The organism is Streptomyces sp. NPDC059957, assembly GCF_042730015.1.
GTDB lineage: Bacteria > Actinomycetota > Actinomycetes > Streptomycetales > Streptomycetaceae > Streptomyces.
Genome location: NZ_JBHWMB010000018.1, coordinates 54,491 through 74,879, shown reverse-complemented (window position 1 = coordinate 74,879; position 20,389 = coordinate 54,491). Strand labels below are relative to the sequence as shown.

The window sequence follows — 20,389 nt, the reverse complement described above, 5'->3', positions numbered from 1 at the left end:
TACGTCATACGTCGATCTTGGACAGGCGGCGGATGGCGAGGAAGCCGAGCGCGAAGAGGCCGAGGGCGACCAGCACGAGGACCTGGCCGATGCCCGCTCCGGTCATCCGGTCCAGCGCGCCCGGCATCATCGCGTCCACGAGGAGCAGCGAGCCGACGCCCATCACCGGCACCAGGTACGCCGTGGCCGTGACCTGGGACAGCTGGGTACGGACCTCTCTACGGGTCTCCTTGCGCTGCTCCAGGGTCACTGTGAGGTTGCGCAGGCTGCCCACGATGGCGCCACCCGCGCGGGCGGACAGGACGAGCGTGGAGACCAGGACGACCAACTCGCGGGAGGGCAGGCGTTCTTCGATCTCGCCCAGGGCCTCCTCGATGGAGTGGCCCACCGCGAGCCGGTCGGCGACCCGGGCCAGTTCCTCGCCGGCCGGTGCCTCCAGCTCCTCGGCCGCCATGCCGATGGCCGTACGCAGGGCCAGGCCGGCCTGGGTGGCGTTGGCGAGGATGCGGGCCAGGTCGGGGAGCTGGTTGATGAACCGCTCGGTGCGGCGCGACCGCTGCCAGTTGAGGAAGGCGTTGGCCCCCCACAGGGCGATCAGGCCGGCCACCGGACCGAAGAACGGGGCCAGGAAGGAGGCCGAGACCAGCCAGATCCCGATGACGGTGGCCAGCATGTAGACGAAGTACTCGCCGACGGTGAGGTCCAGTCCGGTCACCGCGAGCTTGCGCTCGATGCCGCGCCCCAGCTGGGTCTTGCGCAGACGCCGGTCCACGCCCTGGAAGCGGCGCGTACGGCCGAGGGGCGCGGGGACGCCGGTCGCCGAGAGGCGCTCGATGAGCGCGGCGCGCTGGGCGCGGCCGGCGGCGTAGGCGTGGAGGCCGACGACCACCAGGACGCAGGCCAACAGCGTGGCGCCGAGGGTGAGGAGGATCAGTGGGTTCACAGGGCGTTCCGGGTGATGCGGGCGGGCAGGGGGCCGGTGAGCGGGTCCGTGAGCGGGTCGGCGCCCACCGGCTCGACCCCGAAGGCCTGCGGGATCGGCTGGTTGTTCATGTAGAGGCGGTCCGCGAGCCAGCGGGGCAGCGGGTAGTACTCGAAGCGGCCGTGGACGCGGCCGTCCGGGCCCATGGGCATCGCCGCGAAGCGGCAGACCGTCGTGATGCGGAAGGGCTCGCGGCCGTGCGAGTCGAGGAGGGAGATCTCGGTGATGCGGCGCGTGCCGTCGCCGAAGCGGGTGAGCTGGACGATGACGTGGACGGCGCTGTTGATCTGGTCCTGGAGGGCCTCGAAGGGGATCTCCACCTCGGACATCGAGGCGAGGGTCTGCAGGCGCATCAGGGCGTCGATGGAACTGTTCGCGTGCACGGTGGCCAGCGAACCGTCGTGGCCGGTGGACATCGCCTGGAGCATGTCGAGCGTCTCGCCGCCGCGGACCTCGCCGACGATGATGCGGTCGGGGCGCATGCGCAGGGAGTTGCGGACGAGGTCGCGGATGGTGATCTCGCCCTTGCCCTCCACGTTGGCCGGGCGGGACTCGAGGCGGATGACGTGCGCCTGCTGGAGCTGGAGCTCGGCGGAGTCCTCGATGGTGATGATGCGCTCGCCCTCCGGGATCAGGCCGGAGAGGGCGTTGAGGAGGGTGGTCTTGCCGGTGCCGGTGGCGCCCGAGACGATCACGTTCAGCTTGGCCGCGACCAGCCCCGACAGCAGGAGGACCATCTGCTCGTCGAGGGAGCCGACGCCGATCATCTCGTGCAGGGTGAAGGCCCGGGGGAAGCGGCGGATCGTGAGGGTGGCGCCGGTCAGGGAGAGCGGCGGGATGATCACGTTGACGCGCTCGCCGCTGGGGAGGCGGGCGTCGACCATCGGGTTCGCCTCGTCCACGCGGCGGTTGACCGTGGAGACGATGCGCTCGATGGTCTGCATCAGCTGCTCGTGCGAGGCGAAACGGAGCGGGAGCTGCACCACGCGGCCCGCGCGCTCCACGAAGATCTGGTCGGGGCCGTTGACCATGATCTCGGAGATGGTCGGGTCTTCGAGGAGCGGTTCGAGCACGCCGAGGCCGAGGGCCTCGTCCACGACGCGGCGGATGAGCTGGGCGCGCTCGGCGGTGGAGAGGACCGGTCCCTCGCGGCTGATGATGTGGCCGAGTACGCGCTCCAGGCGCGCGCGGCGCTCTGCCGGCGCGAGCGCGGACATCTCGGCGAGGTCGATCTCCTCCAGGAGCTTCGCGCGGTACGAGGAGACCAGGCGGCCGTCCTCGCGCGGGTTGTGGCGGTCGTCGGGGGTGTTCACCCTGGAACGCAGGCTCATGGCGCGGTCACCTCGGGTCGTCGTTGGGCATGACGGCGGTCCGGGTGACTCGGCGGGAGTCGATCCCGGGCACGATCGAGTTGATCGTGAGCGTCACCGTCACCGTGATCGAGTCGTCATTGACTTCCGGAGGAGGGATGATCGCTCCCGCCGCGAGGCTCGGCCTGATCGCCTCCCGGCCCGCCGCCACCCCCTCACCCGGGTAGCGCGCCTCCACGCGTGCCGCCGTACGGGCGGCCGTCTCCGCCTGCTGCGTCACGTACGCGGTCCAGCCGAGCTGGATGCCGCCGAGCCCGACCAGGAGCAAGAAGGGAAGGAACCCGATGTATTCCAGGGCGACTTGACCCCGGTCGCGATCACCGGCGCGCGTCGTGCGGATCCGGTTCATCTCAGTCCTCCTCCTTCTCGTGCAGGGAGCCGCCGTTGCCGGTGATGCGGTGGCCGATGTCGAAGCCCCGGAACAGGACGCGGAGGTTCATCGAGACCTCGGCCTTGTAGAGGTTCCCCGACGGCGAGCAGAGCACCCTGACGTCCTCCCACCCGTCGGAGATGTGCTCCCGCCCGGCCGCCTCACACGCCCCGTCACCGTGCACCGCCCCCGCTCGCGCGGCCTCGTCCGCGGCGTTGCCCACCAGGGAGTACGCGTACCCGATGAGCACGCACTGCCACACCGCCACCACCACGAGCAGGATGAACGGGAGCATGCCGACGAACTCGATCGCCACCTGCCCTTGATCCCCGCGGCCGCGTATCTGGCCGCGCACCCTGTCCCGTCTCCGCCCGGACACCCCTCAGCCCTCCCGCCCGCGCCGCAGCCACGGTCCGAGGGCGCCCCGGTCGCCGCCGCGCAGGCGGGCCACCGGGCCGGAGCCCCGTACGGCCAGGGCCGCGCCCGGCTGCTCCGGGACAGCGGCGGGCTCCGCGTCGGGGGCGGCCAGCAGACCGAGCTCCCCCGCCACCGCCCACAGGGCCTGTTTGACCGTCGAGCGGTTGTCGAGGTCCTGGACGCGGCCCGCGTCGACGACGGCCTGGAGTTCCTTGAAGGCGGCCGGCACGGGGGTGCGTACCGCCCGGGTCTTGGTGATCTTCTCTATCAGGGCGGGCTGGATCTCGGTCTGCTTGGACCAGCGGTTGACCACCATGGTCGTCTCCTCCGCCTTCCTGACCTGGAGCCGTTCCCACATCCGGACCATCCGCTTGGCGGCCCGCACGGCGATCACGTCGGGGGTGGTGACCAGGACGGCCACGTCCGCCAGCTCCACCGCCGCCGCGTTGGCGCCGGTCACCTGGGTGCCGCAGTCGATGACCACCAGTTCGTAGCGGGCGCGCAGGGCGGCGATCACGTGCCGGGCGGCGCGGTCGTCGACCTCCTCGCCCCGTTCGCCGTCGGCCGGGGCCAGGAGCAGTGCGAGGCCGGTGCGGTCGTCGTAGACGGCGTCCGACAGGACGCGCGGGGAGATGTCCTGGATGCCGGCGAGGTCGGCGATGGAGCGGCGGAACTGCACGTCGAGGTACGAGCCGACGTCGCCGGCCTGGAGGTCCAGGTCGACCAGGGCCGTACGCCGGCCGGCCGCCACCGCGGCGAGCGCGAACTGCACGGCCGTGAAGGTGGCGCCGACCCCGCCCTTGGCCCCGGTGACCGTGACGACCTTGCCGCCCGGGCCGCTGGGGAGGTCCGGGCCGCGGCCCAGGTGGCGGCGTACGCCCACGGACCACTGGGCGGCGGCCTGGACGCGGGCCGCGAGCTCCTCGTAGGCCAGGGGCAGGCCGATCAGGCCGCGGGCGCCGGAGTCCATGGCGGCGGAGAAGAGCGCGGGGCTCGCGTCGGAGGTGAGCAGGACGACGCCCACGGCCGGGAAGCGCAGGGCCACTTCGCGGATGAGGTCCAGGGCGGGGAGCGGACCGATCCGCTCGTGTACGAGGACCACCTCGGGCAGCTCGTCGATGGACTCGCCCGCCAGCCGGGCGAGCATGTCGAGCAGGAAGGTGGAGTCGGGGACGGGGGCGGCCGGCTCGGCGCCCGGGAGCTGGCTGAGCAGGGTGGCGATGATGCGGGCGGACTCCGGGTCGCCGACCGCGGGGAGGATGCGAGTGGTCATCGGCGCCTCACTTGTCCCCTTCGAGGGTGTAGAAGCGGTCGCCCGGGTTGGGCGCCGAGTCGGTGCCGGGGGCCACCAGGGCCAGGCGTACGTGCACGGCGAAGGACTCGGCGTAGGCGACGCGCTGGCTGTCCTTGGCGGACAGGGCGAAGGTGATCGGGACCGCCTCGGCGGCGCCCTTGCGCTCGCTGTCCTTGGGGTCGAGGGGGGTGAGCTTCCCGACGTTGATGACACGGGCGTTGGCCACCATGACCACCGACTGGTCGGGGCCGTCGGCCTTCTTGCTCTTGAAGGTGCCGATGATGTTGACCTTGGCACCGGGGGTGATCTTGCCCGCCACACCCGTCGAGGCATCGATCATGATGGCCATCTCCTGCTCCCCGGCCTGGAGCTTCGGCTTGTCGACGAACATGTCGCTCTGGAGGAGCGAGCCCTTCTTCAGGCCGGTGAGCGCCAGTTTGTCCCTGAGTGCGCCCAGGTCGGTGACGGCGGTCTCGGACAGCCACCGCTTCGGGACCGTGACCTGCTCGAACTGGCCGGCCGTCAGGGGGGTGTACGGGGCTATGTCGCCCTTCACCCGGTAGGCGGCGACCTCGTTGCCGACCTTGGAGTTGACGTCGCCCATCACCACGAGGACTCCGCCGAAGGCGGCGAGGGCGCACAGGACCGACAGGATCAGCAGGATGACGCCGCGGCGCTGGCGTGAGTTCATGGCCGTCTTACCTCGCCGTTCTTCATTTCGTTCGGGCCGGTCAGTGTCTGGATCTGGATCTGGGGCGGAGCTGGGCGGCGGAGGCCGGTGCTGCTGTGGATCCGGCCGCCGTCGGCGGGGGCGGCTGCGGTGCGAGGAGCGGGGCGGCGCAGAAGCCGCAGCGGTCGCCGATGAGCTCGAAGCCGCACCAGCGGCACTCCTCGCGGCGGACCGAGGCGACGAGCTGGTAGAGCACCGAGGGGTCCGGGATGGCGGCCGCGAACTCCACCAGCTTCGGCGTGGCCCACCAGGCGGGCGAGTCGGCGGGCAGCTGGCCCTCCATGACGCCCTGGACCCGCCAGGCGGGGGCCAGGTCGGAGGCCACCCAGTCGGTGGTGAGCTGGCCGCGGGCGAAGGTGAGGTGGGTGGCGAACTCGGGGCCCGGGGGGAGCGTGGCGCCGCCGCCGTGGGTGCCGCCGGAGCCCGAGCCGAGTTTGACCAGGTGCGGGGTCGGGTGGGCCAGTACGACGAACTGGGCGTTCGGGGACCAGGACTTCGCGTGCGCCTTGAGCCCGACCGGCACCCGGTCCAGCTTGGCGACCGAGCCGAGCAGGGCGCCCGCGTAGATGTAGTGCGCGAGGAGCCGGGCGGCGGAGGCGAGGACTCCGGGGCTGAAGTCGCTGATGCTGAGCTGGCGCAGCTGACGTACCAGCAGGGCGGTGCCCAGCGGCGGGAGGTCGACGTCGACGAGGGCGATCCGGTCGGTCTCCAGGATGGCCCGGACGGTGTGCAGGCGGCGGACGGCGGAGGCGCGCAGCCAGGACGGTACGAGGACCACCAGGTGGCCGTGGCGCTCCAGCAGGCCGGCCGTCTGGGCGAGCGCGCCCTCCAGGTCGAGCTCTTCGGGCGGCGGCAGCACGGCGGCGGCCGGGGTGTGCCGGTCCGGGGCCGGCAGCACCAGATCGGCGCTGGTGACAGCAATGGCGATCGGCATGCGCATCCCCCCGTTCACCCCGTCATCCACGGGCGTTCCCCTGACCGTCGTGCCTGCGCGCATGCTGCGCGACCGCAAACGATCAACACCCTTCCCCCTTGCCCCAGCACCATATCCACGTCCTTCCTGACAGGGCAGGGCCTTGCGAATTCCCGTGCCACCGGCACGTGTCACGGAGGACGGGAAAATCCGGACAACAAGGATCGGAAGATGACGGCCCGGTCGATCAGTTCAAGCCATATTGCAAACACTCTTGACATGGACATTGGACTAGACCAACTTGGCCTCGGGGCACCCCACTTGCCCCGGACATGCCCCAGACATGCCTATGACGCGTCCTCACCTCCCCACTCCCCCCACGGAGCCCACGTGAACCGCATACGCTCCCTCGCCATCCCGCTCGCCGTGACCCTCGCCGCCGCCGGGCTCACCGCCCTGGCCACCGGCACCGCCCAGGCCGCCGACGTCAACGTGGTCCGCAACGGCGGCTTCGAGTCCGGCCTCGCCAACTGGACGTGCACCTCCGGCAGCGGCGCCGTCGTGTCCTCCCCCGTCTTCGCGGGGGCCGGCGCCCTCAAGGCCACCCCGGCGGGCCAGGACAACGCCCGGTGCAGCCAGGTCGTCACCGTCAAGCCGAGCTCGACGTACACGCTGAGCCAGCAGGTCAACGGCTCGTACGTGTACCTCGGCGCGACCGGGACCGGCACCCAGGACGTCTCCACCTGGACCCCCGGCACCGGCGGCGGCTTCCAGAAGCTGTCCACCACCTTCACCACCGGCCCGAGCACCACCCAGGTCACCGTCTACACCCACGGCTGGTACGGCCAGCCGGGCTTCGTCGTCGACGAGTTCAGCGTCTTCGGCCCCGACGGCGGAGGCGGCACCGACCCCTCGCCGACCATCCCCGGCGCCCCGGCCGGCAGCGCCGTTTCCGGCCAGAGCGCCGGCGGGCTCACCCTTTCGTGGAACACCGTCACCGGAGCCACCGGGTATTACGTGTATCAGGACGGCGTCCGCGTCCAGACCGTGACCTCGGGCACCTCCGCACAGATCACCGGGCTCGCCGCGTCGACCTCGTACTCCTTCCAGGTGAGCGCGTACAACGCGGCCGGCGAGGGCACGAAGGGCGCGGCGGTCACCGGCACCACCACCAGCGGCGGGGGCGGCAACCCGAACCCGGCGGTGCCCAAGCACGCCCTGACGGGCTACTGGCAGAACTTCAACAACGGCGCGACCGTCCAGAAGATCTCCGACGTCTCGGCGCAGTACGACATCATCGCCGTCTCCTTCGCCGACGCCACGGCCACGCCGGGCGGCATCACCTTCAACCTCGACTCGGCCGGCCTCGGCGGCTACACGGTCCCCCAGTTCAAGGCGGACATCGCCGCGAAGAAGGCGGCCGGCAAGTCCGTCATCCTCTCCATCGGCGGCGAGAAGGGCACCATCTCGGTCAACGACTCGGCGTCCGCGACCAACCTCGCGAACTCCGCCTACGCGCTGATGCAGGAGTACGGCTTCACCGGGATCGACATCGACCTGGAGAACGGCCTGAACCCGACCTACATGACGCAGGCGCTGCGCGCGCTGTCGGCGAAGGCCGGGCCCTCGCTCGTCCTGACCATGGCCCCGCAGACCATCGACATGCAGTCGACGCAGGGCGGCTACTTCAAGACGGCTCTCGCGGTGAAGGACATCCTGACCGTCGTGAACATGCAGTACTACAACAGCGGCTCGATGAACGGCTGCGACGGCAACGTGTACCACCAGGGCTCGGTGGACTTCCTCACCGCGCTGGCCTGCATCCAGCTGGAGGGCGGGCTCGACCCCTCGCAGGTGGGCATCGGGGTCCCGGCCTCCCCCAGCGGCGCGGGCAGCGGCTACGTCTCGCCGACCATCGTGAACAACGCGCTGGACTGCCTGACCCGCGGCACGAGCTGCGGGAACTTCAAGCCGTCGAAGACCTACCCGGGGCTGCGCGGCGCGATGACCTGGTCGACCAACTGGGACGCCAAAGCGGGTAGCGCTTGGTCCAACGCGGTGGGTCCGAAGGTCCACGGGCTGCCGTAGCCGGTAGGTGTGTGGGGATGGCTGATTTGGGGTTCTTGACCCGGACATGCCACGAGAGCACGCTGTGCGCGTCCGCACGGCTACCCCCACACTCCCACCCAGGAGAACGCATGCGGCTCCACCACCGCCGAAGGGCCGCCATCACGGCGGCCCTTCTCGCGCTCGCGCTCGGCGCACCCGCCTACGGCATGAGTGCGACGGCCGCCCCGCCGCCCACCCCGTCCACCGCCACCCAGGACGAGTCGATCGTCCAGTACGAGATCCAGGGCCCGTCCACGGCGACGGAACGCACCGCCCTGCTCCGTACCGGCGTCTCCATCGACGAGGTGGACGCCCGATCGGTCGTCGTCAGCGCCGACCCGATGCAGGCCAAGAAGCTGCGCGCACTCGGCTACGAGCTGACCGCGCTGCCCGGACCGCCGGACCGCTCCGACGGGCGCGACATCGCCGCCGGGATCAACGACTTCCCGTCGAAGGACGCGCTCTACCACAACTACGCCGAGGCGAGCGCGGAGATCGACCAGCGCGTCGCCCAGTACCCCTCGATCATCAGCAAGCGGGTCATCGGGAAGTCCTACCAGGGCCGGGACCTCGTCGCGATCAAGATCAGCGACAACGTCGCGACCGACGAGGCCGAGCCCGAGGTGCTCTTCACCGCGCACCAGCACGCCCGCGAGCACCTGACCGTGGAGATGGCCCTCTACCTGCTCAACGAGTTCGGTTCCAAGTACGGGACGGACTCGCGCGTGACCAACATGGTCAACAACCGCGAGATCTGGATCATCCCGGACCTGAACCCGGACGGCGGCGAGTACGACATCGCCACCGGCTCGTACCGCTCCTGGCGCAAGAACCGGCAGCCCAACGCCGGCTCCTCCTACGTCGGCACGGACGAGAACCGCAACTGGAACTACAAGTTCGGCTGCTGCGGCGGCTCCAGCAGCAGCAAGAGCTCCGAGACCTACCGGGGCCCGGCCGCCGAGTCGACGCCCGAGGTGAAGGCGGTCTCCGACTTCGTGCGCAGCCGCGTGATCGGCGGCAAGCAGCAGATCACGGCCGCCATCGACTTCCACACGTACAGCGAGCTCGTGCTGTGGCCGTTCGGATGGACGTACAACGACACGGCGCCCGGTCTGACCGCCGACGACCTGGCCGTGTTCAAGAAGATCGGCACCAGCATGGCGGCCAGCAACGGCTACACGCCGGAGCAGTCGAGCGACCTGTACATCACCGACGGGACGATCGACGACTGGCTGTGGGGCGACCAGAAGATCTTCGGCTACACCTTCGAGATGTACCCGGCCGGCTCGGGCGGCGGCGGCTTCTACCCGCCGGACGAGGTCATCGCCCGCGAGACGGCGCGCAACAAGGAAGCGGTGCTGCAGCTCCTGGAGAACGCGGACTGCATGTACCGGTCGATCGGCAAGCAGGCGCAGTACTGCACGTGACCCTGTGACTCCGTGACCCGAGCGGCCGGGCGCCCCACCGCCAGGGGGGCGCCCGGCCTTCCCCGCGCCCGGCCTTCCCGCGCCTGCCTGCCGCATCCCCGGCCTGGCTACAGTGCCCCCAAGGGGGTGCCGATGGAGGGCATGGTGTTGGCGGGCCGGTACGAGCTGGCCGAGCTGATAGGCGCGGGCGGCATGGGCGAGGTGTGGCGCGGCCGGGACCTCTCGCTGGAACGGGACGTCGCCGTCAAGGTCATCGCCCGGCCGGGGGACGACAAACTCGCCCTGCGGTTACGGTCGGAGGCACGGGCGGCCGCCAGGCTGTCCGACCCGCACGTCGTGGCCGTGCACGACGTCGGGGAGGGTGACGTCGACGGACGGACCGTCGTCTTCCTCGTGATGGAGCTCGTCGACGGGCTCCCCCTGGACGCGGAGCGCGGTCCGGCGGCCGTCGAGGACGTGGTGCGGTGGGGCGTACAGATCTGTGAGGGACTCCAGGCGGCGCACGCGGCGGGGATCGTCCACCGGGACATCAAACCGGCCAACATCCTGCTGACCGCGAAGGGCCGCATCAAGATCTGCGACTTCGGGATCGCCCGGGAGAGCGGAATGCGCGGGCTGACGACGACCGGAGCGGTGATCGGGACGCCCGCGTACATGGCTCCCGAACAGGCACGGGGAGAGCACGACGCGCGCACCGACCTCTACGCGCTGGGCTGCGTGCTGTACGAACTGCTCACCGGGGAACCCCCGTTCACGGGAACGGGATGGGACATGCTCGCCCAGCACGCGGCGAGGATGCCGGAACCGGTACGGACGCACCGCCCCGAGGTCACGGGCGAGCTCGACCGGCTGGTCCTGCGGCTGCTGAGCAAGGACCCGGCGGACCGCCCGCAGAGCGCGACCGCGACCGGGGAACTGCTGAGCCGGGCCGGAAGGCAACAGGGCCACCGGAACACCGAGTTGTGGGAGCCGTCGGGACCACCCGCGGCGGCGCGGGACCTCGCCGCACGCCCGACCGAGACCGCCGCTGTCCGGCCACCCGCCGTCCGACCGGCCCCTGTCCGGCCACCCACCGTGCGGCCGCCCGTGCCGTCACCCGCCGGATGGGTGCCGTCGGGCGAACTCCGAGAGACGTCCGCCGCCGCACAGGATCCCGTGAAGCCCCGGCCCGTCCTGCTGTCGACGGGCGCCGCCTGGATCTCCTTCCTGGCGCCCGCGGTGGCGGTCGGGGGCCAGTTGTTCGCGTTCCAGGCCCTGTCCGGGACGTGGTCGGTCGTCGTGGGCGTCGTGGTCGGCATCGTCCTCTGGATCGACCAGTCGCTCGCGAATGAGGGCGACCTGGACGGCCTGTCGCTGGCGGGCTTCTGGCTCGCCATGCTCGCGGCCATGGCGGTGGCGATCCTGCTGCTGTGGGCTCCGGGGATCCCGTGGTGGGTGGGGGTCCTGGCCCTCTGGGTGATGGGACCGGTGGTCTTCTTCACATCCACTGGCCTGACGCGGTTGTTCGAGGCGGTGACACGGGCGGAGGAAGCCGTGTTCGTGGCCAACACATCGGGCCTGGCCGCCGGGTTGACGACGGCCTCGCTGCTGTTTGCCCGTACGGACCTCGCGATCGTCGTGGTGCTGCTCGGCGGGCTGCTGACCTGGGTCGTCGCGGGTGTGGCAGTGAGTCTCCTCCTGCCACCCCGCCGCTCCTGAGACCCGGGCCCGCTAGTCCTTCTTCGCCTGCTCCGCGTTGCGCCAGATCGTGAGGTCGAGGGTGATGTACTGGCTCGACTCCTTCGCGCCCGACTTGCCGCGGAAGGTCGCCACCGCGATGTGCCCCGCGTTGCTCAGGACGCAGACCTGCGATCCGTCCGTGAGCTGGTCGAGGCCCATCTTCTCGGTGAAGCGGGTCACACTGCGGCAGGTCTCCAGAGAGCCCTTCTCCGCGTTGTTCAGCAGGACCAGCTTCCCGTTCGCGGTACCGAACCTCTCCTCGCCGAACAGGGAGTCGCGGTAGTAGTAGAGGTCTCCGTCTCCGTACGACACGCCCGCGCCGGTCGGCTCCTCGGCCGGGCGCGGCGGGTTGTCGGCGAGCATGAGCTGGTGGTTCGCGGGCACGTCGATGCCCTTGTACTCGACCGGCTTCGGGTCGACGGGCTTCTGGCCCTTGCCCGGGGAGGCGCTGGCGCCCGCCGTGCTGCCGCCGCCTCCGGGCGACCCGGCCGCGCCGTTCTTCTTGGAGTCGTCCGGGAGCAGGGACCCGAGGACGGCGAGCCCGATGACGGCGCCCACGACGGACAGGGTGACGATCAGCCCGGTCCGCTTGCGGCGGGTCGGCGCGGGCGGGTATCCGGGCTGTCCCCATCCGGGCTGCGCGTACGTGGGCTGCTGGTACGAAGGCTGCGCGTACGTGGGCTGCGGGCGCGGAGGCTGGGACTGGGGCTGGGGGTACGCGTACGCGGGCTGCTGCTGCGGAGGCTGCGCGTACGGCTGCGGTGTCCCGTAGCCGGTCGGCACCGTCGCCTGTCCGGGCCGCGCCGGGCCCTGCTGCGTCGGCGCGGCGTGCGTCGGAGCTGCGTGCGTCGGCGCGGCGGCGGGTGCCGGAGGCGTGCTCGGGGCCGGCGGCTGCGGGGAGAGTTCCGTCGGTGTCGGAACCGCAGCGGCCGGCTTCGGCGGCGGGGTCGGAGCCGGGGCGGGCAGCAGGTGTACCCGCTCGGTGATGGAACCGGCGACCGCGCGCGGCAGCCAGTCCTCGCCCTGACGCAGCGGCTCGGCGCCCGCGGCTTCGTTGCACAGCGCGATGACCTCGCCCAGCGCGGGGCGGTCGGCCGGGTCGCGGCTGAGGCAACGGGTCACCAGGGGCCGCAGTTCCTCGGGGAGCCCGCTGAGGTCGGGGTCCTCGTGCACGATCCGGTAGAGCACCGCGTGCGAGGGCCCGTCACCGTAGACGGAGGACCCGATCGCCGCGAAGGCCGCGATCTGGCCGAGGGCGAAGACGTCGGTGGCCGGGGTGATCGTGCCCGTCGACGCCTGTTCGGGCGCCATGAAGGCCGGGGTGCCGATGCTGACGCCCGTGCTGGTCAGGGCGGTGGAGTCGGCCGCGCGGGCGATGCCGAAGTCGATGACGCGCGGGCCGTCGGAGGCGAGGAGCACGTTGGCGGGCTTCAGGTCGCGGTGGACGATGCCCGCGCCGTGGATGACGGTCAGGGCCTCGGCCACCCCGACGGCCAGCAGCAGCACGCTGCGCGGCGGCAGTGCGCCGTGGTGGGCCACCGCGTGCGCGAGGGAGGGGCCGGGCACGTAGGCCGTGGCCAGCCAGGGCTCGGAGCCCTCGGTGTCCGAGTCGATGACCGGAGCGGTGTAGAGCCCCTGGACCCGCTCCGCGGACCGCACCTCCTGCTGGAAGCGCCGCCGGAACTCGGGGTCCTCGCTGAACTCGGACCGGATCACCTTGATGGCGATGGGCCGGCCGCCCGGCGTGTACGAGAGGTACACCTTGCCCATGCCGCCGGCGCCGAGCACCGCCGCGAGCCGGTAGCCGCCCACGACCTCCGGGTCGTCCGCCTTGAGCGGTTGGAAGATGCCTGGCGAAGGTGCGCTGCTCATGAGGACCCATCCCTGCTGGCGGCGTTCCCCGGCCCCCGCCGGCGCCCCGAAGTCACCCGTGAGGGTACCCAATGCGCGATCGGGCCGCCCCCGCCCCGGACCGCACGGCCGGCGGCGGGAGTTGGCCCGCCGCCGGCCCGTGCCCGTCAGCCGTGGAAGGTGATGTACCCGTTGCCGTCGGAGTCGGATCCGCTCTTGGTGTAGGCGTGGGAGTCCGCGGTCTTGCCGGACGGGGTGTTCAGGTAGACCGTGTCGCGGTCGTTGTTCCAGATGAAGTTGCAGTTGTTGCGGTAGGCCACGTTGGACGCGTCGGACTCGGTGCCCTTGCCGCCGCGGAGCTTCACGAAGTCACCGGGCTGGAGGTAGTGGTTCGCGGTGAAGGTGTAGCTGTTGCCGGTGGCGTCCTTGACGACGTAGCCCTTGAGGTTGACCGTCGACGTGGTGGAGTAGTTCTTGATCGTCACGTACTCCGCGGCGGTGTTGCCCGTGGAGCAGCTGTTGGAGTCCGCGCCGGGGGCGTCGTACTGGACGCCGCGGATCTTCAGCGAGTAGCCGGTCTCGACGGCCTGGGCCGGGGAGGCGGCGAGGACGGCCAGGGCGCCCGTGGCGACGGCCGCGGCTATGACAGAGAGCTTGCGCAAGAGAGTTCCCCCCACATTGTGTGTATAAAGCGCGCTCAAGATACACAGAATGTGGAAGGTTCTCGCCGTTATGTACAGAACGTGAGACGCCCGCCCGGGCCGCCAACTCCCGGGTCACGCAGGGCCCGGACCGGTCCGGACTCAGGCGTCCAGCACCGCGAGGGCGTCGATCTCGATCAGCAGGTCGCCGGGGAGGCCCACGTACACGGTGGTGCGGGCGGAGGGGGCCGCCTTCAGGTTCTGCTCCTCGAAGTAGGCGTTGTAGATCTCGTTCATCTCTTCGAAGTGCGTGGTGTCGGTGAGGTAGACGCGCAGCATCATCACGTCGTCCCAGGAGGCACCGCCCGCCTCCAGGACGGAGCGGACGTTCTCCAGCGTCTGGAGGGTCTGCTCGCGCAGGGTCGGGCCGGCCGGCGTGGGCTCCTGCCCGTCCACGTGCGGGAGGAAGCCGACCTGGCCGGCGACCTGGAGGATGTTGCCCTTGCGGACGCCGTGCGAGAACTTCGCGGGCGGGTCGGTGTGGGTGGCGGGGGTGATCGCGATCTTGTCGGTCATGGCTGCCTGTCTTCCTGTACGGGGCCGGAGCCTGAGTACTCGCGGCCGATGGCGTCGGCGGTCTGCCGTACGAGCGGGAGGAGTTCGAGCAGCCCCGCGGCGGAGAGGACCACGCCGGGGGCGGAGACGGACATCGCGGCGACCACGCGGCCGTCGGGTCCGCGGACGGGGGCGGCGAGGCAGTTCAGGGACTCCTCGTGGCCGCCGATGTCGGTGGCCCACCCCTGGGCGCGTACGAGGTCCAGCTCGCGCAGGTACGCGGCGGCGTCGGGGGTGGAGCGGGAGGTGTAGGCCGGGTACTCGATGCGCGCGGCCAGGGCGCGGCGCTCCGCCTCCGGCAGGTCGGCGATCAGCAGTTTGGCCACGGCGGCGACGGTGAGGGGGACGGGCCGGCCGATGCGCGAGTACATCCGCACCGCGTAGCGGCTGTCGACCTTGTCGATGTAGACGACCTCGTCGTCCTGGTGGAGGGCGAGGTGCACGGTGTGGCCGGTGGTCCGGTTCAGTTCGAGCAGGTGCGGGTGCGCGATCTCGCGCACGTCGAGGTTCTCGATGGACTCGGCGGCCAGCGCGAAGAGGGAGGCGCCGAGCCGGTAGCGCCCGTCGGCCTGCCGGTACGCGAAGCCGTGTTCCTGGAGGGTCCGCAGCAGCCGCAGGGCGGTGCTCTTGTGCACGTCGAGCACCTCGGCGACCTCGCCGAGCCCGGCCGGACCCTTGGCCAGGGCAGGCAGGATCCGGAGCGCCCGCTCCACCGACTGGCTCACGCCGTGTCCCTCCGTGCGGTCCGTGACCTGCTGCGCGGGGCCTTGTCCCCTACCCGCCGTTCGCCCATCCCCCAGACCCCGCGCCTCGAACGCCGACGAGGCCGGAATGTGGGCCCGTTGACCCGCCGTCACCCGGAATGTTAGACAGCATGCAGCGGCACGCGCAACGATCGTTGCAGTGCACGCAACCACCGCAACCGCCCGGGAGGCACACACCATGCCCAGCGACCCCGTCCAGGCCCTCGACCAGGAGCCGGTGGACCACCGGTTCAAGGGACTCCCCCCGGACGCCGGGCAGGCGGGCCTCACCGTCGGCGAGCTGACCGCCGAGCGGCGGAACCTGCACACCGGCGGGTTCACCACCCCCGTGCTCACCCTCGACGCGGAGGCGCTGAGCCACAACCTGGCCGCCCTCGGCGGCTACGCCGAGCGCCACGGCCTGGCCTTCGCCCCGCACGGCAAGACCTGTATGGCCCCGCAGCTGTTCCGGCGTCAGCTCGAGCACGGCGCCTGGGGCATCACCGCCGCCGTCCCCCACCAGGCGCGCGTCTACCGGGCGTTCGGGATCCAGCGGATCTTCCTCGCCAACGAGCTGGTCGACGCCGCGGCCCTGCGCTGGGTGGCCGCCGAGCTCGCCGCGGACCCCTCCTTCCGCTTCGTCTGCTACGTGGATTCCGTGCGCGGGGTCCAGCTCATGGACCGGGCCCTGGCGGGGCAGCCGCAGCAGGTCGACGTGGTCGTCGAACTCGGCGCCGGGGAAGGCGCCCGCACGGGGGCCCGTACGGACGAGGACTGCCGGGCCGTCGCCGACGCGGTGGCGGGCACGGACACGCTGCGCCTGGTCGGCATCGCCGGGTACGAGGCGGAGGTGCCCGGCGCCGACCCGGACTCCGTGCACGCCTACCTCCGCCGACTCACCGGCCTGGCGGCCGAGTTCGACAAGGCGGGGCGGTTCGAGGGGGTCGACGAGATCGTCGTCAGCGCGGGCGGCTCCGCCTGGTTCGACGCCGTCGCCGACGTGTTCGCCGAGCTGCCGGAGCTCTCGCGCCCGGTCCTGAAGCTGCTGCGCTCGGGTGCGTACGTCTCCCACGACCACGGCTGGTACACCCGCCTCACCCCCTTCAACCGGGTCCCCGAGGAAGGCGGTCTGCGCCCCGCCTTCCGGCTCTGGGCGCAGGTGGTCTCCCGGCCCTCCCCCACCCAGGCGTTCGTCAACGCCGGCAAGCGGGACATCGCCTACGACCTGGGGCTGCCCGAGGCGGAGCTGGTCCGCGACCCCCTCACCGGCGCCGAGCGCCCGGCCACCGGGATCCGCGTCCTCAAGCTCTCCGACCAGCACGCCTGGCTGGAGACGGACTCTGCCGAGGACGTGCAGGTCGGCGACTGGGTGGCGCTGGGGATGTCCCACCCGTGCACGATCTTCGAGAAGTGGCCGCTGATCCCGGTGGTGGAGGCCGACGGCACGGTCACCGAGTACGTCCGGACCTTCTTCTAAGCTCCCGAGGAGCGTTCCCACCACCATGGACCTGGTCATCCGCGGGGCCCGCGTCGTCGACGGCACGGGCGGGCCCTCCTGCACCGCCGACGTCGGGATCCACGAGGGCCGCATCGCCGAAGTGGGCGGCCGGATCGCGGGCGGCGGGCGCCGCACGCTCGACGCCCGCGGTCTCGCCCTGGCCCCCGGTTTCATCGACATGCACGCCCACAGCGACCTCGCCCTGCTGCGCGATCCGGACCACGTCGCGAAGGCCGCCCAGGGCGTGACCCTCGAAGTCCTCGGCCAGGACGGCCTGTCCTACGCCCCCGTCGACGACCGCACGCTGGCCGAGGTGCGGACCGCGATCGCCGGCTGGAACGGCACGGGCGAGGACATCGACTTCGACTGGCGCTCGGTCGGCGGGTACCTGGACCGGCTGGACCGGGCCCACGGCGCGCAGGGCATCGCCGTCAACGCCGCCTACCTCGTCCCCCAGGGCACCGTCCGCGCGCACGTCGTCGGCTGGGACGACCGCCCCGCCACCCCCGCCGAACTCGACCGGATGCGGACGATGGTCGCCGAGGGGCTCGCGCAGGGCGCCGTCGGCATGTCCTCCGGGCTCACCTACACCCCGGGCATGTACGCGTCCGGCGCCGAACTGACCGAGCTGTGCCGGGTGGTGGCCCGGTACGGCGGCTACTACTGCCCGCACCACCGCTCGTACGGCCGCGGCGCCCTGGCCGCCTACGCCGAGATGGTCGAGCTGACCCGCGAGGCCGGCTGCGCCCTGCACCTGGCGCACGCCACGATGAACTTCGGCGAGAACCAGGGCCGGGCGGACGAGCTGCTCGCCCTGCTCGACGGGGCGCTGGCCGAAGGCGCCGACATCACCCTCGACAGCTATCCGTACACCCCCGGCTGCACCACCCTGGTGGCCCTGCTGCCCAGTTGGGCGAACGAGGGCGGCCCCGAGGCGGTCCTGGCGCGCCTCGCCGACGACGCCGAGGCCGAGCGGATCCGGTACGCGCTGGAGGTGGAGGGCGCCGACGGCTGCCACGGGGTCCCGGTCGACTGGTCGACGATCGAGATCGCCGGAACCACGGATCCGGCCTACGGGGCGTACGTCGGTACGCGGGTCCCCGACTGGAAGACGGCCCGGGCGCTCCTGCTGGGCGACCGGCTCGGCCCGAGCATCCTGCAGCACGTCGGGCACGAGGAGAACGTACGGGCGATCATGCGCCACCCGGTGCACACGGGCGGCTCGGACGGCATCCTGCAGGGCGCGAAACCGCATCCGCGGGCCTACGGCACCTTCCCGCACTACCTCGGGCACTACGTGCGCGAGCTGGGCGTCCTCTCCCTGGAGGAGTGCGTCGCCCACCTCTCGGGCCGGCCGGCCGCGCGGCTGCGGCTGGCGGACCGGGGGCTGGTGCGCGTCGGGCACCGGGCGGACCTCGTCCTCTTCGATCCGCTGACGGTCGCGGCGGGCTCGACGTACGAGCGGCCGCGCGCGCTGCCGACCGGGATCCCGCACGTCCTGATCGACGGGCGTTTCGTCATGCGGGACGGGCGCAGGACGGACGTACTCGCCGGGCGGGCGGTCCGCCGCACTCCGCACTCCGCACGGAGTCTCTAGATATTCATACTTCCCACCTACGATGATCGGCATGTTCGCATTTGTCCCTGCCGCTCTCTTCCTCGCCCTCTTCGGCGTGAGCGTCCGGGCCGACCGCCGCCGATTCCGCAACGCGGTCTACCTGGGCCTCACCTTCATATTCACCTCGGTCGGCCTGCTCACCCTGGTCCCGGACCTGCCCCACGGCCTCGCCGGGATCATCGTCGCGCTGGTCTTCCTGGTACCCGCGCTCGGCACGGTCGCGCTCGGGTTCTTCCTGATCGGCAACGGGCTGACGATGATCCGCAAGGAGGGCCGCCGCCCGGCCAACCTGCTCGCCTTCACGGCGGGGGTGGGGATCTTCGCCCTGATCGCGTTCGTCCTGACCGCGGGCACCCGGCGCTCCCAGATGTGGGACGCGGTGACGGGGGGCGTGGTCTTCCTCGCCGGCTACGTCTCCTTCCTCTTCCTCTGCTTCCTCGCCTACGCCTACCTCTACGGCCGGATCAAGGTGCGCGGGGACGTCGATTACGTGGTGATGCTCGGCTCCGGCCTGATCGGCGGCGACCGGGTCCCGCCACTGCTGGCCTCGCGGCTGCGCAAGGGCCGGGAGATCCACGACGCGCAGATCGCCCGGGGCGGACGGGTGCCGCTGCTGCTGACCTCGGGCGGCAAGGGGACGGACGAGAGCCTCGCGGAGGCGCGCGCGATGGCCGACTGGCTGATCGCCGAGGGCGTGCCGCAGGAGCACGTACGACTGGAGGACCGGTCCCGCACGACGGAGGAGAACCTCCTGTTCAGCCGGACGATCATGGAGGCGGCCGACCCCGCCTACCGGTGCGTGGTGGTCACCAACAACTTCCACGCCTTCCGCGCCGCGATGATGGCCCGGAAGGCCGGCGTGAACGGCCAGGTGCTGGGCTCGCCCACGGCGAAGTACTTCTGGCCGAGCGCGACGATCCGCGAGTTCGTGGCGGTGTTCTGGGAGCACAAGATCGTGAACCTCGGCATCTGCGGGGCGGTCGTCGCGCTGACGACGGTGCTGGCGATCAACAGCTCCTGAAGCGGCGCCCCGGGGTGTGGCCCCGGGGTGTGGCCCCGAGGTGCGTTCATGGGGGCCCGGCCGGAGGATGGGGGCCAGGGGGACACAGCAGGAGGTAGCGATGGACAGTGAATCGGACCAGCAGCCCCAGCGCCCCGCCCACCTCTACACCGGGTCGGAGCACCCGTTCGACCCCGAGGACCTCGTCATGGCTCGCGGCCAGGACGTGACTCCGGAGCGGGTCGAGAAGGCCCGCAAGCTCATCGAGAAGGAGGGCGCGAGGGCGCTCGAACGCTACCTCCCCTAGGCGGGCCCTGACCGGGGCGGACCGGGCTCCCCGGCCCGCCCCGAGGCACGCCGCGCGTCGGACGCGGATCAGGCGCGCATCAGGCTCGCGTGCTGGCCCAGCCCTGGCGGCGGAGGCTTTCGAAGCCGTCCAGGAGGAGGTCCAGGGCGAATTCGAACTCGAACTGGTCGTCGCAGCCGCCACCGACCGTGGAGCCGTCGTCGTGCGCGGCCGTCGCGGCCAGTTCCGCGATGTGCGGGTAGTGCGCCGCCAGCGCGGGGTCCGGCGGGCCCGGGGGGCCCGAGGTGTCGAACAGTTCCTGGCTGAAGCCGAGCAGGCGGCTGCCCATCGCGTGCATGACGTGGTGCGTGAGGTCGGCGGAGAGGCCGCCGCCGCGGAAGCACCCGGCCATCGAGTCCAGGTACGCCAGCACGGCCGGGGTGGGGCCGGTCCGCGACTCGATGACCCGGGCCGCCCAGGGGTGGCGGAGCAGGACCTGCCGGGCCGAGAGGATCCGCCCGCGGACCACGGGCCGCCAGTCGGGGCCGGCGGCCGGCGGGTCGATCTCGCCGACGACGGCGTCGGTCATGCCGTCGAGCAGCTCCTCCTTGTTGGCCACGTGCTTGTAGAGGGCCATCGGTACGACGCCCAGCTCCTGGGCGAGCCTGCGCATGCTGAGCGCGTCGATGCCGGTGGCGTCGGCGAGCGCGACGGCGGCGCGCAGGACGCGGTCCCGGTTCAGCGGGATCCGCTGCGCGTGCGCGACTGCCTTGTCCGTGGCTTCCTGCCGGGTCATTCCGGTTCGG

19 protein-coding genes are annotated in these 20,389 nt (G+C 71.7%); 7 read left to right on the top strand and 12 right to left on the bottom strand.

What is annotated here, in order from left to right; translation table 11 throughout:
• Positions 1-4: 4 nt before the first annotated feature.
• The 7 genes from ACFWBW_RS14735 to ACFWBW_RS14705 all read right to left on the bottom strand — a co-directional run bounded on the left by ACFWBW_RS14735 (position 5) and on the right by ACFWBW_RS14705 (position 6,097).
• Complete coding sequence (locus ACFWBW_RS14735; protein WP_385372182.1) at positions 5-943, bottom strand: type II secretion system F family protein; 939 nt, start codon at positions 941-943, stop codon at positions 5-7.
• On the bottom strand, positions 940-2,313 hold the full coding sequence (locus tag ACFWBW_RS14730; protein WP_385372179.1) for a CpaF family protein: 1,374 nt from the start codon (positions 2,311-2,313) through the stop codon (positions 940-942). Before ACFWBW_RS14730 ends, ACFWBW_RS14735 begins: the two co-directional genes overlap by 4 nt.
• Positions 2,314-2,320: 7 nt before the next feature.
• Positions 2,321-2,701, bottom strand: coding sequence for a TadE/TadG family type IV pilus assembly protein (locus ACFWBW_RS14725; protein ID WP_385372176.1), 381 nt, complete (start codon positions 2,699-2,701; stop codon positions 2,321-2,323).
• Between the two features lies 1 nt (position 2,702).
• Entirely contained in the window at positions 2,703-3,038 is a 336-nt protein-coding gene (locus ACFWBW_RS14720; protein ID WP_385372173.1) for a TadE/TadG family type IV pilus assembly protein, read from the bottom strand.
• 66 nt (positions 3,039-3,104) lie between these two features.
• Entirely contained in the window at positions 3,105-4,412 is a 1,308-nt protein-coding gene (locus ACFWBW_RS14715; protein WP_385372169.1) for a CpaE family protein, read from the bottom strand.
• A gap of 7 nt (positions 4,413-4,419) precedes the next feature.
• On the bottom strand, positions 4,420-5,124 hold the full coding sequence (gene cpaB / locus ACFWBW_RS14710; RefSeq protein ID WP_385372166.1) for a Flp pilus assembly protein CpaB: 705 nt from the start codon (positions 5,122-5,124) through the stop codon (positions 4,420-4,422).
• Positions 5,125-5,164: 40 nt separating this feature from the next.
• Positions 5,165-6,097 carry a hypothetical protein gene (locus ACFWBW_RS14705; protein WP_385372164.1) on the bottom strand — a complete coding sequence of 311 codons (933 nt, stop codon included), beginning with the start codon at positions 6,095-6,097 and terminating at the stop codon, positions 5,165-5,167.
• 369 nt (positions 6,098-6,466) lie between these two features.
• Between ACFWBW_RS14705 and ACFWBW_RS14700 the strand changes: the two genes are divergently transcribed.
• The 3 genes from ACFWBW_RS14700 to ACFWBW_RS14690 all read left to right on the top strand — a co-directional run bounded on the left by ACFWBW_RS14700 (position 6,467) and on the right by ACFWBW_RS14690 (position 11,310).
• A complete protein-coding gene (locus ACFWBW_RS14700) occupies positions 6,467-8,164 on the top strand; it encodes a chitinase (protein ID WP_385372161.1) in 1,698 nt (565 codons plus the stop codon).
• A gap of 110 nt (positions 8,165-8,274) precedes the next feature.
• On the top strand, positions 8,275-9,612 hold the full coding sequence (locus tag ACFWBW_RS14695) for a M14 family metallopeptidase (protein WP_385372158.1): 1,338 nt from the start codon (positions 8,275-8,277) through the stop codon (positions 9,610-9,612).
• Positions 9,613-9,744: 132 nt separating this feature from the next.
• A complete protein-coding gene (locus ACFWBW_RS14690) occupies positions 9,745-11,310 on the top strand; it encodes a serine/threonine-protein kinase (protein ID WP_385372155.1) in 1,566 nt (521 codons plus the stop codon).
• Positions 11,311-11,322: 12 nt separating this feature from the next.
• Here ACFWBW_RS14690 and ACFWBW_RS14685 read toward each other — a convergent pair whose 3' ends face one another.
• The 4 genes from ACFWBW_RS14685 to ACFWBW_RS14670 all read right to left on the bottom strand — a co-directional run bounded on the left by ACFWBW_RS14685 (position 11,323) and on the right by ACFWBW_RS14670 (position 15,163).
• Positions 11,323-13,203 carry a serine/threonine-protein kinase gene (locus ACFWBW_RS14685; protein ID WP_385372152.1) on the bottom strand — a complete coding sequence of 627 codons (1,881 nt, stop codon included), beginning with the start codon at positions 13,201-13,203 and terminating at the stop codon, positions 11,323-11,325.
• Positions 13,204-13,349: 146 nt separating this feature from the next.
• Positions 13,350-13,844 carry a lamin tail domain-containing protein gene (locus ACFWBW_RS14680; RefSeq protein WP_385372149.1) on the bottom strand — a complete coding sequence of 165 codons (495 nt, stop codon included), beginning with the start codon at positions 13,842-13,844 and terminating at the stop codon, positions 13,350-13,352.
• Between the two features lie 141 nt (positions 13,845-13,985).
• Positions 13,986-14,399: a RidA family protein gene (locus tag ACFWBW_RS14675; protein WP_385372146.1), complete on the bottom strand. Its 414-nt coding sequence runs from the start codon at positions 14,397-14,399 to the stop codon at positions 13,986-13,988.
• Positions 14,396-15,163, bottom strand: a complete 768-nt coding sequence (locus tag ACFWBW_RS14670; protein WP_385372143.1) for an IclR family transcriptional regulator — start codon at positions 15,161-15,163, stop codon at positions 14,396-14,398. The genes ACFWBW_RS14675 and ACFWBW_RS14670 overlap by 4 nt, the downstream gene beginning before the upstream one ends.
• A gap of 217 nt (positions 15,164-15,380) precedes the next feature.
• On the opposite strand from ACFWBW_RS14670, the gene ACFWBW_RS14665 reads away from it, so the two are divergent.
• The 4 genes from ACFWBW_RS14665 (at position 15,381) to ACFWBW_RS14650 (ending at position 19,604) form a co-directional block, all read left to right on the top strand.
• The gene (locus tag ACFWBW_RS14665; RefSeq protein WP_385372140.1) at positions 15,381-16,658 is read left to right on the top strand and encodes an amino acid deaminase; all 1,278 of its coding nucleotides are present in this window, start codon (positions 15,381-15,383) and stop codon (positions 16,656-16,658) included.
• Between the two features lie 25 nt (positions 16,659-16,683).
• Positions 16,684-18,276: an amidohydrolase family protein gene (locus tag ACFWBW_RS14660; protein WP_385372137.1), complete on the top strand. Its 1,593-nt coding sequence runs from the start codon at positions 16,684-16,686 to the stop codon at positions 18,274-18,276.
• A 31-nt stretch (positions 18,277-18,307) separates the two neighbouring features.
• Positions 18,308-19,318 (top strand): YdcF family protein, encoded by a 1,011-nt coding sequence (locus ACFWBW_RS14655; protein ID WP_385372134.1) that lies wholly within the window; start codon positions 18,308-18,310, stop codon positions 19,316-19,318.
• A gap of 100 nt (positions 19,319-19,418) precedes the next feature.
• The gene (locus ACFWBW_RS14650; RefSeq protein ID WP_243340661.1) at positions 19,419-19,604 is read left to right on the top strand and encodes a hypothetical protein; all 186 of its coding nucleotides are present in this window, start codon (positions 19,419-19,421) and stop codon (positions 19,602-19,604) included.
• Positions 19,605-19,683: 79 nt separating this feature from the next.
• Here the strand turns inward: ACFWBW_RS14650 and ACFWBW_RS14645 are convergent, their stop codons facing one another.
• Positions 19,684-20,379: a TetR/AcrR family transcriptional regulator gene (locus ACFWBW_RS14645; RefSeq protein WP_385372131.1), complete on the bottom strand. Its 696-nt coding sequence runs from the start codon at positions 20,377-20,379 to the stop codon at positions 19,684-19,686.
• Positions 20,380-20,389 lie beyond the last annotated feature (10 nt).